The sequence below is a fragment of the Pseudomonas sp. LBUM1657 genome (assembly GCF_059716075.1).
The window spans coordinates 2,749,003-2,763,200 of sequence record NZ_CP166799.1; the positions used below are offsets into that span (position 1 = coordinate 2,749,003).

12 protein-coding genes and 1 pseudogene are annotated in these 14,198 nt (G+C 59.9%); 5 read left to right on the plus strand and 8 right to left on the minus strand.

Going from position 1 to position 14,198, the window contains the following annotated elements:
- Nucleotides 1-29 precede the first annotated feature (29 nt).
- Nucleotides 30-881 carry a CAP domain-containing protein gene (locus ACA055_RS12715; protein ID WP_497683944.1) on the minus strand — a complete coding sequence of 284 codons (852 nt, stop codon included), beginning with the start codon at nucleotides 879-881 and terminating at the stop codon, nucleotides 30-32.
- A 201-nt stretch (nucleotides 882-1,082) separates the two neighbouring features.
- On the opposite strand from ACA055_RS12715, the gene ACA055_RS12720 reads away from it, so the two are divergent.
- From ACA055_RS12720 to ACA055_RS12730, 3 genes are all read left to right on the plus strand, one after another.
- Entirely contained in the window at nucleotides 1,083-1,703 is a 621-nt protein-coding gene (locus ACA055_RS12720; protein ID WP_497684401.1) for a cell wall hydrolase, read from the plus strand.
- A gap of 102 nt (nucleotides 1,704-1,805) precedes the next feature.
- On the plus strand, nucleotides 1,806-2,693 hold the full coding sequence (locus ACA055_RS12725) for a universal stress protein (protein ID WP_497683945.1): 888 nt from the start codon (nucleotides 1,806-1,808) through the stop codon (nucleotides 2,691-2,693).
- Nucleotides 2,694-2,735: 42 nt separating this feature from the next.
- A complete protein-coding gene (locus ACA055_RS12730; RefSeq protein ID WP_497683946.1) occupies nucleotides 2,736-3,410 on the plus strand; it encodes a phosphoribosyltransferase in 675 nt (224 codons plus the stop codon).
- Between the two features lie 16 nt (nucleotides 3,411-3,426).
- Here ACA055_RS12730 and ACA055_RS12735 read toward each other — a convergent pair whose 3' ends face one another.
- From ACA055_RS12735 to ACA055_RS12750, 4 genes and pseudogenes are all read right to left on the minus strand, one after another.
- The gene (locus ACA055_RS12735) at nucleotides 3,427-5,637 is read right to left on the minus strand and encodes an LTA synthase family protein (protein ID WP_497683947.1); all 2,211 of its coding nucleotides are present in this window, start codon (nucleotides 5,635-5,637) and stop codon (nucleotides 3,427-3,429) included.
- Between the two features lie 223 nt (nucleotides 5,638-5,860).
- A pseudogene (locus tag ACA055_RS12740) lies at nucleotides 5,861-6,022 on the minus strand (LysR family transcriptional regulator); the annotation flags it as partial.
- A 182-nt stretch (nucleotides 6,023-6,204) separates the two neighbouring features.
- A complete protein-coding gene (locus ACA055_RS12745; protein WP_497683948.1) occupies nucleotides 6,205-6,690 on the minus strand; it encodes an adenosine-specific kinase in 486 nt (161 codons plus the stop codon).
- Nucleotides 6,691-6,712: 22 nt separating this feature from the next.
- Nucleotides 6,713-10,204 (minus strand): hypothetical protein, encoded by a 3,492-nt coding sequence (locus ACA055_RS12750; protein WP_497683949.1) that lies wholly within the window; start codon nucleotides 10,202-10,204, stop codon nucleotides 6,713-6,715.
- A gap of 125 nt (nucleotides 10,205-10,329) precedes the next feature.
- Here ACA055_RS12750 and ACA055_RS12755 point away from each other — a divergent pair, with 125 nt between their 5' ends.
- Both ACA055_RS12755 and ACA055_RS12760 read left to right on the plus strand, forming a co-directional pair.
- Entirely contained in the window at nucleotides 10,330-11,262 is a 933-nt protein-coding gene (locus ACA055_RS12755; protein ID WP_497683950.1) for a GlxA family transcriptional regulator, read from the plus strand.
- A gap of 104 nt (nucleotides 11,263-11,366) precedes the next feature.
- Complete coding sequence (locus ACA055_RS12760; protein ID WP_497683951.1) at nucleotides 11,367-12,335, plus strand: nitrilase-related carbon-nitrogen hydrolase; 969 nt, start codon at nucleotides 11,367-11,369, stop codon at nucleotides 12,333-12,335.
- A 162-nt stretch (nucleotides 12,336-12,497) separates the two neighbouring features.
- On the opposite strand, the gene ACA055_RS12765 is transcribed toward ACA055_RS12760, so the two are convergent.
- From ACA055_RS12765 to ACA055_RS12775, 3 genes are read right to left on the minus strand one after another with little or no spacing between them, the layout of a single operon-like run.
- Nucleotides 12,498-13,196, minus strand: a complete 699-nt coding sequence (locus tag ACA055_RS12765) for a dienelactone hydrolase family protein (RefSeq protein WP_497683952.1) — start codon at nucleotides 13,194-13,196, stop codon at nucleotides 12,498-12,500.
- A 53-nt stretch (nucleotides 13,197-13,249) separates the two neighbouring features.
- Nucleotides 13,250-13,765: an HvfX family Cu-binding RiPP maturation protein gene (locus ACA055_RS12770; RefSeq protein WP_497683953.1), complete on the minus strand. Its 516-nt coding sequence runs from the start codon at nucleotides 13,763-13,765 to the stop codon at nucleotides 13,250-13,252.
- A 56-nt stretch (nucleotides 13,766-13,821) separates the two neighbouring features.
- Nucleotides 13,822-14,025 carry an HvfA family oxazolone/thioamide-modified RiPP metallophore gene (locus ACA055_RS12775; RefSeq protein ID WP_497683954.1) on the minus strand — a complete coding sequence of 68 codons (204 nt, stop codon included), beginning with the start codon at nucleotides 14,023-14,025 and terminating at the stop codon, nucleotides 13,822-13,824.
- Nucleotides 14,026-14,198: the final 173 nt, after the last annotated feature.

The following is a 14,198-nucleotide window of genomic DNA, read 5'->3' on the forward strand; positions in this document are numbered from 1 at the left end:
GGACAGTGTCTGATTCAGTAGCCGGACACTCACGGCGTACCAAACATCGCCGTCCAGTAGATCCCCGAGTCACTCTTCGGATCAACCGCATAGGCCGCGCCGAGTTCGCTGAATTCCGTTTTCATCAGGTTGGCGCAATGACCGGGACTGGCCAGCCAGCCATCGACCACTTTGCGCACGGTGTCCTGGCCGGCGGCGATGTTCTCGCCGATTCCCTGACCGCTATAACCCGCCAGTTCCGCCCGATCACCCGGTGTGCGGCCATCGCGGTCCTTGTGATCGAAGTAGTTGTTGTTGGCCATGGACCGGGAATGGGTTTCGGCCGCCGTCGCCAGCGTGGCATTCCAGGCCAGTGGCGTGGTGGCGGCAAAGGATTGCGTGCCGCACTGCTGCGGCCGGGCGCGCGCGACATTGATTTCGGCCAGCAGTTTCTGGCCTTCGGCCTGCCAGTCGCCCAGGCGCCCGGACAACAGCGGACGCGCCAGCACGATGCGCCACTCACGGTCCTGATGACTGACGCCGACATCGACGAATTGCGGGTCCAGCACCACCTGGCAGAAGCTCTCGCGAATCGCCGTCATGGCGGACTGCGCGTCACGCGGCCCGGACAAGCTGATCGCCTGCGCGTTGACCATCTGATAATTGGCGGTGACCAACGCCTGCTGCAGATTGCCGATGCCGGTGGCGGACAGCGCCAGCCGTGGATCGCCGGCCAGCGGTGGCAGCTCCGGCGATGCCTGCCCCGCGCATCTTTGCGGCTGGCTGCGGTAGAGGTTGATCGCGTCGATCAGTTGTTTCTCGTCGACCGCCAGCGCATTCATCGCGAACAACAGACCCAGTGACAACGTGGCAAGACGCATAACGGATGACAGGACACGCATGGAAATCTCCCTTGAACAGACTGCGCCCATGATGCGCGATTCCCCCCCTGCGAGCGCAATGCCTTTTCGCGCCGAAATGCACTTTATTGTGCGTCGCCTGGAATGACTTTTGACGACTACAATCAAGCAAAGCCACCCCTGTGGCTCGCGCCAGTGCCGATCGTTTCTTGCTCAAATCCGGTCCGGTCAAAAGGGTCCATCATGCGAGTTATCTGGATAGCGTCCTGCTTGGCAATCACCCTTCTTGGCGGCCAGGCACTGGCATCCGAGCAAGAGCAAAAACAGGAAGTGGCCGAAGACAAGGCCGAGGTCCTGGAGCAGAAAGCGGCGGAGAAGGGCGCCGAGCTGCCGGTGCCCAAATCCGAAGCCATCACCACCTCCGAAGTCCAGGCGGTCGACCCGGCAGGCGCCGCGCCGCTGGACGATGCCATCACCTGCCTGGCGCGTTCCATTTACTGGGAAGCCAAGGGCCGTGAAACCGCCGAGATGGAAGCCGTCGCCAGTGTCGTGATGAATCGACTGGGCAATGAAGGCTTTCCCGATACGGTGTGCGCAGTGGTCAAGCAAGGATCTGAAACCGGCAACTGTCAGTTCTCATGGTGGTGCGATGGCCGTGCGGATCAGGTCAAGGAAGACACCGAATATACGATTGCCAAGGAAATTGCGCGCAAGGCCCTCAACAAGCAACTCGCCGATCGATCCCTTGGCGCGACCTACTTCCATGACAGGAACGTAAAGCCCGACTGGTCCAGGAAGTACATCAGGACGGCCGTGATCGGCAGGTTTCGCTTCTATAAGCCGCGTGGTGGGGCGTCGCATTGAACCCGATTTGATATAGATCAACGTCAGGAAGACTATGTGGGTGGAGTCTGGATAAACGCTGGTGCCTGATCCAGCGAAGATCCACCTGTCTGGAGTCAGATCATGAGCCAGTATCAACGCCTTTTACTGATCATCAACCCGGTGCTGCGTCACTCCCAGACGATAAACCATGCAGCCGCGCTGGCCGATGCCAGCGGTGCGAGTCTGCATATCGCCGCGTTGATCAAATCGCTGGATGTTTTGTCACTGCTCGAAGAAGGCGTGCGTGAGACGGCTCGGGAGAACTACCTGCAGGAGCATCACGTTTGGCTCGAGGCTCAGGCAAAAACACTGCGTGACAGTGGGCTCGGCGTCACCACGGAAGTGGCATGGGCTGATGACATGCAGCAAGCCATCCTTGAACACGTCACGGAAATGCAGCCCGATCTGTTGATCAAGCAGGTGCAGCATGAACCTGCGTTGATGCGCGCGTTCTTCACCCCGCTGGATTGGCACCTGCTGCGCCACTGTCCGGTGCCGGTTTATCTGATTGGCGGGAGTGGCTACGCCTTGCCGCGCAAGATCGTGGCAGCGGTCGAAGTGCTGGAGAACGGGTCGGCGGACAACGAGCTCAATGACCGGATCATCAAGCAGGCTTCCAGTCTCGCGCTGCAGTGTGATGCCGAGTTGCACTTGCTGTACGCCTGTGACATTTCGGCAGCCTTTCTGGAGGATTTAGGTGGCGCTCTGACGCTGTCGGAGTTGACCAGGGAGTTGCGCAAAGACCTGGAAAAATCCTTCCTCGCGTTGGCCGGTCGGTTTGGTGTGCCCTCTGATCGTCGACATTTCATCAAGGGGCATCCCGTCTCGGTGTTGAGCCAGTTCGCCAATGCGCATCAAGTGGATGTGATCGTGATGGGCCGCACCCGATCCCATGGGTTGGAAAAACTTCTGGGCAGCACAACCGAACATATTCTGTATCAGGTGCCTTGCAGCGTTCTGGCGGTCTAGGGGTGGCCACCAGACGAAGATCGCCTGAGGAGGTTTTCAAAAATGCAAACCATCTTGCAGGACCGGGCAGCGGCCGGTCGACGTCTGGTGGAACCGCTGCGCAAATACGCCCATAGACCCGATGTCATCGTCCTCGCCTTGCCCCGTGGCGGTGTTCCGGTCGCCTTTGAAGTGGCCACGGCCCTGAAGGTTCGCCTGGACTTGATGCTGGTGCGCAAGCTCGGGGTTCTGTCCCAGCCGGAGTTCGCCATGGGCGCCATTGCCAGCGGCGGTATACAAATCCGTAATGAAAACGCGCTGCGGGCTCACCCGATTGATCGGGCTGGTTTCGATGCGGTGGTCGCACGGGAAACCCGGGAACTGTTACGTCGTGAGCAGGTTTACCGGGGAACGCGGGCACCGGTGCAACTCAAGGATCAGCTGGTGATCCTGATCGACGACGGCCTGGCGACAGGCGCTTCGATGATGGCGGCGATCCACGCGGTGCGGGTGCAGGCGCCGTCCCGCATCGTCGTTGCCGTGCCCGTGGCGCCGCAGGAAACGGCCGAGGCGCTGCGCAGTGAAGTGGATGAGCTGATATGCCCGGTCATGCCCGAGTGGTTCATGTCCATCGGCCACTGGTACATGGATTTTTCCCAGACCCCGGATCGAGAGGTCATCGATTTGTTGCAGCGGGCCTGGCAGCGGGAGTCCGGCACGGACGGCTCCGCTGAATAGGTTGGGGTACGAAAACTCAACTCGATTGGGCAATATCGTCGTCGATGGTTTCAGCTTGAGGCTCCTCTTGCCCCGGTACCTCGGTTATGACGCTGAAGTCGCTCACCTCAACGGCACCGAACCCATAACCCAATAGATGGAAGGAGAAGGCCTTGCGCGGCTCTGGATTATCAAAACTGAAATCCATTTCCAGCGGCTGATCCGCCGTGACAACCATTTCCGCCGGCAGGCCCAGTGGGACATCCTGCTCCAGCTCCTTGGCCTTGAGCAGAATGTACGCATTTTGCTGCGGATCGAGCGAGCGCACGGTCAGACGTACCCGTGTTTGTGAGCCCTTGGGCATTTCCAGATACTGGGCACCGATCAGGTTGTCGGCCCAGTCATCCTTGATCTGCGCTTGCAGCGGAATAATGGCCGGGCTGCCGAACTGGTAATGCTGGTTGAGCGGCGTGCGCAGCAACGAATGATCCAGGGCCGTGGCTCTTGCGGTGATTTGTCGAGCACGCTGGCCGCCGTACTGACCGGCAAAGGTCACGCGTTCGGCGATGAAACCTTCGCTGGTGTAATACCGGCAACGCTGCTGAAAGTCACACTCGGTCAAGGTGCCCTGGCCATCGTGATAACGCAGCTTGTCGTTGGTGAACGACATGATCTCGCGGCCCGTTTCATACTGTCGAAACAGCGAGCGACCGCTCAAGGCCGACGGGACTGGCAACGCCAGATAGTCGAGTATCGAAGCGCTCAGATCGACATGGCCGTACACGCCGGACTTCACCTTGGGCAACTGATCCTGCTCGGGTGCCAGCATCAGGTTGAAACCCCAGGAGGACGCCAGGCGCACGCCATCGATGCCGTGAGATTCGTCCGAGGTGATCACCACCAGCGTGTCTTTCAAGATGCCCTGACGTTCCAGGCCGCTGAGGAATTCCCCAAGGGCATCATCCAGATAAGCGACGGCCGCCTGCTTGGGTGTGTCGTGGCGCTCAAGGTAATCGTCGGGAGCCGAGTAGGGTTGGTGCGTGCCAACGGTCAGCAGGGTCAGCATCCACGGTTCTTCCTGCTTGCCCAGTTGCTCGACGTAATCCAGGGCGCCTTCGAAGAAGGCTTTGTCATCCTTGCCCCACGGGAATTCCAGGTAGTTGCTGTTGGTGAACCATTCCAGGCCGTGAGTGGCATCAAAGCCGATGTGCGGCATGATTTTGTCTTTAGCCATGAAGCGCAGGCCGGCACCCTGAAGGTAATGAGTGGCGAAACCGTTTTTGTGCAACTGGGCCGGCAGGCAAGACTGGTTGCGCTCGTTCTGGGTCAGCATCTCGACGCCCTTGGGCGTGCCGTTGTCGAGCTTGTCGTAATCGCCGCAAAGCATGGCGTACAGGCCGCGAATGGTTTGGTGGCTGTGCAGCACATAGTCCGGCGTATTCATGCCGCGTTCTGCCCAGCGACTGAGAGTGGGCATGAGGTTTTCTTGATAGCTGCTGTGCAAGGCCTGGCGATTGACGCCGATGTAAGCGCCAGGAATGCCTTCCAGCGCGACGATCAATACATTGCGTGCGCGTCCCGGTTCCGCGAGCAGTTTCTCTGCGTCCAGATCGAGCTGAGTGAGCCCCGCCATCTGCGGTGGAACATCGACGACATCACCTTCCAGCCAATCCTCGGCGCGCATTTGCAGCTCGCCAACGCTGGTGGCCAGCAGCTGATGAGGCAGGTTGAACAGGCGCCATTGATCGGCATCGGACGGGTAGAAATGCTGAGCGCTTCCGTGGGCAATCAAGAGCAGAAGCGGGGCGGCCCAGGCCTTTCGGGGCAAGCCTGGGGCGGGTGTCGAACGGCCGATCCACAGCGTGATCAGCCAAGCCATCAGCCCGAACAACAGGGCGGCGGCCAGCCAGGGTTGGGCGAAACCGCCACCGGTAGAATTTTCCAGAAATTGAGGATCGATCAGATAGTGAAGGTCCGAGGCATTGGGCAAACGGCCCACGGCACTGACCAGTTCGGCGCTCGCCAGCGTCATGACACCCCAGGCCAACAACACCGGCAGTGCCAGCCACCAGGGACGGCGATGCAGCAGGACGATCATCAGGCCGGCAATGCCCAGGTCAGACAGATAACCGAGAGGATCGGTCCAGCCCAGTGCCGCGCGCAGGCACACAGGTACGATCAGCACCAGGCCGATCAGGGCGATGAGTCGGGCGTAGGGATGCCGCAACCAGGGACGGATGACGTTCACAAAAAAGACCTTCCAGCCATTAAATCTTCATATTAGTGTGCTGGATGATATCAAGAGCGGCACATCGATCGTGTTATTCAATGAGGCGGGCGTCAGGTATTGAGCCGATTGATCGTATGAACAGCGTCATACAGGGGGCAACTACTGCCGCCAGGCCCCATGCCAGAGCGCTTTGACGGCTGTTTACCGCCTTGAACATTAACTGTTTCAGGCTGTTTAAAACTCAATCGAGTGTCGATTCCGGCTCATCCAGATGGTCGATGTTTTTGAAGCGCTTAACCAGGAAATCGATCAGGCTGCGCACCCGTGCCGACAGGTGCAATTGTTGCGGGTAAACGGCATAGACATCTGCACGGGTCGGTGTCTGGTCTTCCAGCACCAGGCGCTCAATGGCGAGGCCGAAGAGGAGAAATCCGAGACGGCTCAGGCAGAGGTGATTCCTGCTCATTCAGCGATGGGCGCAGGTTCGGTGCTGCCAGGCCTGCAAAAAGCCTCTCAGGCGTAAAGGACCGGGCGCTGAACGGTGTGACGTTCAGCGCCCGGTTGACCGAATGTTGTCCCGGCCACTCATAGTTTGTAGCCGATCTGGCGCAACAGGTTTTTGCGGTCCTGGATGTCTTCGTCGCCTTCAATGCCGCTGGCACAGAAGCCATCCACGACGCCCAGGATCGCTCGCCCTTGTTCCGTCTCAGCGACAATCACTTCAGTCGGGTTGGCCGTTGCACAAAAAATACGGCACACCTCCGGGACCATTTTCACCGTGTTCAACACGTTCAGCGGATAGAAACCGTCGCCGAGGAAAATGATGAAGCTGTGGCCGGCGGCGATGGCTTGCGCATTCTTGCGGGCCAGTTCGAGCATGGCGTCATCGGTGCCGGACCAACGCACCAGGCATTGACCGGACGCTTCACAAAAGGCCACGCCAAACCGGATACCGGGCACGGCATTGACCAACGCTTCGTGGATGTCTTCGACGGACTTGATGAAATGCGTCTGGCCAAAAATGAAGTTCGTGTCTTGTGGCTTGTCGATTTTCACTGTGATGAGTTGCATCTCAGACACCTCCGTTCACCGGCTAGAATTTCGCATAGTTCAATGCATCGACAATGGCCGAGCCACCGATGCCGGTCAACGACAGCAGCAGCGCCCTGATCAGCGGGGACTCGGAGTAACGCGAGAACGAGCCGGAATCGAGCGTCGCGGCCCGCTCGCGGATCATCTTGAACTTGGCGTAGCCGGGCGTGGTGTCAGCGGTCTCCAGCAGATAGCTGTCCAGTCGTTGCAAGGCCACCGTGCGTGCCTTTTCTGCCGCACGCCGCAGCGACAGCGCAGAGAAGAGCAGCAGCAGCGCCGTCACCAGGTACGAAATGATCAGGCCGGGCGGTGTTGGCCAGTTATCGAATACGCTGCTGCGCGAGGCCAGCAGGATCAGCATGACCACCGTGGGCGCGTAGATGAGGCGGTTGACGGCGGAGGTGCGTTTGGCGATCAACTGCAAATCCACCCATTCGTCGATGCAGGGATGCCTGAGCATCCCGAAGGTTTCCTTGTGCTCCAGTTGCAACGTCCCGGGCCAGATCGCGTGATGCTCGCTGAGATGGCGGATGAACCGCGACAGCAGCAGATTGGCGTCCACCACCCAGAACACCAGGACCTGGAACACCAGGGTTGGCATCAGCCAGCTCAGCATCCACCACACCGACTCACCGCGAACGGGCATCCCCTCCATCGGCCAGACGACGAACAACACGCTGGTGACCACGACGTACACCCAAGTGGCGAGCATCGCCCGCAGCATCCGGGCGCCGAAGGAACCGCAGACGCAGTGCTCACCCCAGAAGCGTGCAATCGAGATCATCTTGCGCCCATCGGTGCAGGCCGCCTGGGCAGGGGCGCAGGTCTTTGACCATTCATCGCTGGGGCTCATGAGCGGGAAGAAAATCAGCAGCAGGCAGTGGCCCAGTTCGTTGCACCAACGGCGGAATGTCCAGTCTCGGCCTCTGCGAATCAGGCGCCGAAACTGGCCCCACAAGGTCATCTCGTATTGGCGCATGTGCAGGCGCAAATGGTAGGTGGTTTCGATCTCGGCCCGGTTGATACGCAGGTTGCGCCAGCCCCATGCCAATGCCGAAAGCGATATCAGGATCGCCAGCAGACGCAGGGCCACGGTTGGCCAGGCACTGATGCCTTCAAACAGGAACATCGGCTCGCCCAGGCCGTCGCTCGTCAAGGTGCTGCGCATCTGATAGGCCAACATCAATCCGAGGATAAACATCACCAAGGGAACGACGATGTACCACGCCCGGGCGTTGTATACGCCAGTGTTTGCGCTGCCCGTCGGGTCCTGGGCGACCGCCAGTTGCCGCGTGGAGCGCCGGATCAGGTTCGAAGAGAAGATACCCAGCAGGATCAGCACGAACGTGAACCAAAGGAACTCCGCGTGCCAGAACCGCGTGGCGATAAATGCGCAGACCGCCGCCACCATAAACAACGTTATCGGCACACCTCGGACCCAGGCCAGCCGTGCGTCGTGGTCATTGTGCGGGCCCTCGATCCGCCACCAGACGATGAACCCGGCCAGCACCAGCAACGTGAGCGTCAGCGGCCCGGCCCAGTAGAAGGATTGAGTTTGCTTGAATCGCTCGCGCACTGATTTGGAGGCTTCGGGGTAGGGCGGTGGCGATCGATCCTGAAGGCAGCGCAGCGCCATGAGGTCGTGCGGGCGTACGCCTCGATCGGATTGCGATTGTGTCGGGGCTTCACAATTGGCGGGGCGCGAGGCGGTCAGTCGGCTCGCCAGGGGAATGAAGCCGCTGATGCCCACTTCATAGATGCCCGGCGACAGCAGTTCGGATTTGGAATAGTCGAACTTCGCGCGCTTGGCGTCGAAGGATTGCGGCGCCAGCGCGGCCAGCACCGAGATGAACACCGAACTTTGCAGGCTGTCGCGAAACGGCGGGACGTCCTGTTGCAGGGCGCGCGTAAGCGTCAGTCCATAGGGCGCGGCCAGGATCAGGTTGCGGGTGGTTTGCGCCTGGCCCCGTTGCAACATGCGTGCATCGAGGTCGGTGGAAAAGTACAGCTTGTACGGCATCCGACTCTTGAGGGCCTGCAACACCAACAGCTTGTCGTAGGCATCGACACCCAATACGCCGATTGCCCCGATGCCGCTTTCGCCGTTGCGTCGATAGGCCGCGTCCTCGCGGGCGATATGGTCGGCGAGGCGTCGCAGGTAGTCGAGCTGGGAATTGCCATCGGATTTTTCCAGCGGGCTGAGATCGATTTGGCCGGCGTCTTTGCCGGTCTTGCCAGGATCGCTACTGGCGCTTTTGTCGTTGCTCGCGGACTCCTCCGGCAAGCGTCCGTCAAGGCCGCGCAAATAGCTGAAGCGCAAAATCCACTGATCGACCACGTCCCTGTGGTTTTTTTCGTCGCTGCCCAGGCGGGCATCGTTGGCCACCTGCGCTTTGAAGCTTTCGATCAGTGCGCGGCTGTAGAAACTGTCCCATTCGGAAATCAAGGCAATGCGATTACCGCTGCGACGAAGATCGCGGGTGCACGGTGATCCGACCCGTCGCAGTTTGCCTTCGCTGCACCGCACGCCGGTGGCCGGATCGACACGGCGCAACTTCAGCTCCTCCAGCATCAGCTGCGTCATGGTGCCGTCGTCGCTGACGGTGCGCAGCAACTTCATCGGCACTCTGTTCGCCAGCGGTGGAGAAAGCTTTGTGTACCCGCGATCCAGTGTCTCGTTATCGGCCGTGGCCAGCGGCGAATAGATCTCGATCGTCGAAGTGGCTTTGCCGATGTCCTGGTCCTGGAACATGTCGCGCAAGACGGTCGAGGTAGAAGGACCGATCACCTTCATGACGCCATTGCCAGGTGGCTCGGAACACGGCAGTGGAGAGCACGCCATAGCGACTTTGTTTCTCAGGGTCTGGCGTAGTTTTTCCAGTTGCTGCAGTGGGGTTGACCCGAGCGCGTCCTGTTTCAGCCAGAACACGATCGTTCGGTCAGGCGGTGGCGGGGCGCCTTCAAGTGACGTCGGCGGGTCGAATGGATTGGAGACGAACATTTCATAGGGCGCGTCGACGAAACCGCTTTTCTGCGGCGCATCAAGCGACAGGTCGGCGGACAGTCTCAAGCAATGGATGTACTGCTCTTGATCCGGCACACGATGGGAATTCTTGAACCCCGCCAGCAGGGCATAGCGGATGCGCCGACGGCGTTCGACTTCATCGGCGTAAGGGCCGCCTTCGACCAGCGCGACCATGATGTCGGGGGCGGTTTTTTCTCCGGGCAAGGGAGAAATATCGGGACTGCATACCTTTTCAACGTCAGGGTTCTGGCTGTCCGTGAGCTTCTTGCGATAGCGCTCGACCGCATCGAAAGGGTCTTGCCATAGCCTCGCTTCGATAGGCAGTTGCGCCTGAAACTGCGCGCCGACGGGCCGCGGTTCGAGGAAAGGTTCGCGGTTGAGGGCGAACATCGAGACCACCAGACTGAGGATGACCGCACTGCCTGGCAGCCAGAAGGCCAGATTCGTGCCTGAACCCTTGTTGTCCATGGCCTGTGCCTCTTGTTTTCGGCCAATTGATTACAGTTATGTATAGACCCAATAAGGGCGTACAGTGCAAAACCAATGGCTGAATAACGCGTTACACCACTTATAAGGTCAAAGAGACTGCTGTCATGCATAACATCGGACTCATCGTTTACCCCGGTTTTCAGGTACTAGGCCTGGCCATGTGCGCCACGTTCGAGTTGGCCAACACCGCCACCGCCGAGCCGGTGTACAGCATTGCCTTGCTGTCCGAGCACGGCGGTACGGTGCAGACCTCCGCCGGTTTTGGCGTGGAAACCACGGCGTTCGACCAGCGCTCGTTCGACACGCTGCTGGTGATGGGCGACAACCTGATCCGTCCGGTATCGCCTGGCATGGTGGAGTTTTTGCGCGACGCCAGCCGGAGCACCCGGCGTCTGGGGTCGATCTGCACCGGCGCCATCGCGTTGGCCGAGGCCGGTTTGCTGGATGGCAGGCGGGCGACCACGCATTGGTGTCACGCCCCGGCGTTGCAGCGGGCGTACCCGAAAGTGAAGGTGGAAGAGGACCGTATCTTCATCAACGACGGCAACCTCTGGACGGCGGCGGGGATGAGCGCTTGCGTCGATCTTGCGCTGGCCCTGGTAGAAAAGGATCTGGGCGCGGAAGTGGCGCGAAAGGTGGCCCGGCAATTGGTGGTGTATCACCGGCGCGCGGGAGGGCAATCACAGTTCTCGGTGATGCTCGAACTGGAGCCCAAGACTGATCGCATCCAGGCAGCGTTGACCTACGCCAAGCACAATCTGAAGTCCGCGCTGTCGGTCGAAGAACTGGCCAGCGCGGCTAACCTCAGTCCGCGGCAGTTCAGCCGTGTGTTCCACGCCGAAACCGGTCAATCACCGGCCAAGGCCATTGAAAACCTGCGTGTCGAGTCCGCGCGTCTGATGATGGAAACTGGCCGCCACGCCATCGATGTTGTGGCGACGGAGACCGGTTTTGGCGATCGGGAACGTATGCGCCGAGCGTTTATCCGCGCATTCGGTCAACCGCCGCAAGTGATCCAGCGGGCTAATCGAGGCTGATGTTCGCGATGTCCTGAAAGGTTGTGTATACGACATTCAGGACTAAATATTATTGTCGTAATCTTGATCTCGTTGAAGTCCATTTCCTCAATGAGATCACCGCCATGACCCTCGTCAAAGCCGCCGCCGTACAAATCAGCCCGGTGCTTTACAGCCGTGAAGGCACCGTCGACAAAGTCATACAAAAGATTCTCGAACTCGCAGAGCAAGGCGTGCAGTTCGCCGTGTTCCCGGAAACCATCGTGCCTTACTACCCGTACTTCTCGTTCGTGCAGTCGCCGTTCGAAATGGCTGCGGAACACCTCAAACTGCAGGACCAGTCTGTGACCGTGCCGTCGGCCGCCACCGATGCCATCGGCGCCGCCGCCAAACAGGCCGGCATGGTCGTGTCCATCGGCGTCAACGAACGTGACGGCGGTACGCTGTACAACGCGCAGTTGCTGTTCGACGCCGACGGTACCCTGATCCAGCACCGCCGCAAGATTTCCCCGACCTACCACGAACGCATGATCTGGGGCATGGGCGACGGCTCCGGTCTGCGTGCCACCGACAGCGCGGTAGGGCGCATCGGCCAGTTGGCGTGCTGGGAACATTACAACCCGCTGGCCCGGTACGCCTTGATGGCCGATGGCGAACAGATCCATGCCTCGATGTACCCAGGGTCTTTTGCCGGCCCACTGTTCACGTCGCAAATGGAGGTCAACATCCGCCAGCATGCGCTGGAATCGGCGTGCTTCGTGGTCAACTCCACCGCCTGGCTCAATTCAGAGCAACAGGCGCAGATCATGGCCGATACCGGTTGCCCCATCGGCCCGATTTCCGGTGGCTGCTTCACCGCGATCATCAGCCCGGACGGCGTGGTGCTGGGCGCCCTGACCGAAGGCGAAGGCGAGGTCATCGTCGACCTCGACATGAGCCTGATCGACAAACGCAAACGCATGATGGATTCCCGCGGTCACTACAGCCGTCCGGAACTGCTGAGCCTGCTGATCGACCGCACGCCCGCCGCTCATGTGCATGAGCGCAGTGCGCATCCGAAGTTGGCAGTGATCGACACAATGGAAGATCTTTAACCGGCTTGAAACTGTGTCGCCCCTCTTCGCGGGCATGCCACGCTCCACAGGCGAATGCATGACAATGTGGGCGCGTGGCTTGCCCGCGAAGAGGCCAGCACAGGGGCAAAAAAAGGACTTCCATCGCAACGATGGAAGTCCCCTTTTTTTGCCGACCCGGTCTTACAGTTCCTGGCCCAAAAAGATCAACGTGTTGCCATGGGCTTCCGCCGCTGCGCGCTGGTTGTAGCTGTCGCGATGGGAGCAGTTGAAGCCATGTTCGGCTTCCGGATACACAACAATCTCCACGTTATCGTTGTTCTCGAAACGCTCGGCGATCTTCTCCACGGCTTCCAGTGGGATGTGGCTGTCCGCTTCCCCGAAGTGCATCAGCAGCGGCACTTCGATTTCATCGGCTCGGTCCAGTTGATTCTGGATCCCTCCGCCGTAGTAGGCGATCGCCACGTCCACCAGACCGTTGGCGGCCGTGTGGTACGACAGCAAGCCGCCGAAGCAGTAACCAATGGAAGCAATCCCTCCGTCCAGACCCGGCTGGGCTTTCAAAGCGTCGATGGCCAGTTCGATGTCGGCCTGTGCCTTGTCGATATCGGTGGCGTTCATCAATTCGACGGCGCGTTTCCAGCCAGCTTCGTCGTAGGTCAGTTCGATGCGCTGGCCGCTGCGCCAGAACAGATCCGGTGCGATCACCAGGTAGCCGTCGGCCGCGTACTGCTCGGCGACCGAGCGGATGTGTTCATTCACGCCGAAGATCTCCTGGATCAGCACAATCCCCGGACCCTTGAGGGTATGCGGAATCGCCAGGTAAGCGCCGAATTTACCGTCGGCGCTGTCGATCTCGATCCATTGGGTGGTCACGCTCATGGTGGCTCCTGTCTACAAGTGAGGTGGAGGGTGGAGCCTGCCACGGTAGCATTTCAGCGATTGTTGCGCCGCCAGAAGAATCGAGCCAGCAACGCATCGAGGCTGAGCTTGCCGGCACCCGAGAGCAACAGCGGCAGAAGGGCTGCGAGGTAGATCAGCGGCAGTTTGAAGTTGCCGTGCCCCTTGTTGCTGATGGCGTAACCCTGGGCAAGCTCACTCAATGTAGACCAATCGGCCGGCCAGTGAACGGCAGCGGTCGCCACGACAGTGACCACGATCAGAATGATCGCCGAAATTCGCGTTCCCAGGCCGACCAGCAAGGCCAGGGCGCAGATCAGTTCGGCCCATAGCGACAGTTCCCAGTTCAGCGTGGCCGGCGCGTGGTTGAACGGAAATGGAAAGCGGTCCTGGATATCGGCGAACCAGTTCTGGCCATTGAATTTTTCCAGACCTGACTCGAAGAACTCCCAGGCGAGGAACACCCGCAAGGTCAGGGGCGCGATCCAGCTACCGGCACGGTCGAGGTTCAGGTGCAGGCCTTTGACGGCCGACGAGAGTGAGGTGTTCATGGGTTTGAGCTCCGTTCAGTCAGGGATTTGGGGCACGGCGTGTTGCGCGAAAAGGGTTACTCGCCGTCGCCGCACTTGCCTTCACCGCATTTGCCTTCGGCGGGTTTTTCAGCGGTGTCGGCCTGAACCTGGCTGTAGCCGTGGGCCAGTTGCTTCATGCTGAACGCCTCGGACTCGGAGGCCGAAGCGATGTTGGACAAAGCCAGGCCGCCCGCGATGATCAGGCCGAGGGTCAGGGAAGAAGTCGAGAGCTTAAACATGGTGATACTCCGTAGCATTGAGTGAGTTGAGCGCTTTGATCGGCTTGGCCAATCGAGAGGCTCATTTCACCAAGCGGGTGTATCTGCGATGTGTCTTTGGCCTGGGGTTATGAGGGATTGATGTGTCAGGAGGGCGGCTGTACACACACTGATACACAGCCAACACAAAACAA

Excerpts from the sequence above, each read along its gene's own strand:
- ACA055_RS12750 (WP_497683949.1), bottom strand. The coding sequence starts at position 10,204 with ATGGACAACAAGGGTTCAGGCACGAATCTGGCCTTCTGGCTGCCAGGC.
- ACA055_RS12745 (WP_497683948.1), bottom strand. The coding sequence starts at position 6,690 with ATGCAACTCATCACAGTGAAAATCGACAAGCCACAAGACACGAACTTC.
- ACA055_RS12775 (WP_497683954.1), bottom strand. The coding sequence starts at position 14,025 with ATGTTTAAGCTCTCGACTTCTTCCCTGACCCTCGGCCTGATCATCGCG.
- ACA055_RS12770 (WP_497683953.1), bottom strand. The coding sequence starts at position 13,765 with ATGAACACCTCACTCTCGTCGGCCGTCAAAGGCCTGCACCTGAACCTC.
- ACA055_RS12765 (WP_497683952.1), bottom strand. The coding sequence starts at position 13,196 with ATGAGCGTGACCACCCAATGGATCGAGATCGACAGCGCCGACGGTAAA.
- ACA055_RS12730 (WP_497683946.1), top strand. The coding sequence starts at position 2,736 with ATGCAAACCATCTTGCAGGACCGGGCAGCGGCCGGTCGACGTCTGGTG.
- ACA055_RS12720 (WP_497684401.1), top strand. The coding sequence starts at position 1,083 with ATGCGAGTTATCTGGATAGCGTCCTGCTTGGCAATCACCCTTCTTGGC.
- ACA055_RS12760 (WP_497683951.1), top strand. The coding sequence starts at position 11,367 with ATGACCCTCGTCAAAGCCGCCGCCGTACAAATCAGCCCGGTGCTTTAC.
- ACA055_RS12755 (WP_497683950.1), top strand. The coding sequence starts at position 10,330 with ATGCATAACATCGGACTCATCGTTTACCCCGGTTTTCAGGTACTAGGC.
- ACA055_RS12725 (WP_497683945.1), top strand. The coding sequence starts at position 1,806 with ATGAGCCAGTATCAACGCCTTTTACTGATCATCAACCCGGTGCTGCGT.
- ACA055_RS12715 (WP_497683944.1), bottom strand. The coding sequence starts at position 881 with ATGCGTGTCCTGTCATCCGTTATGCGTCTTGCCACGTTGTCACTGGGT.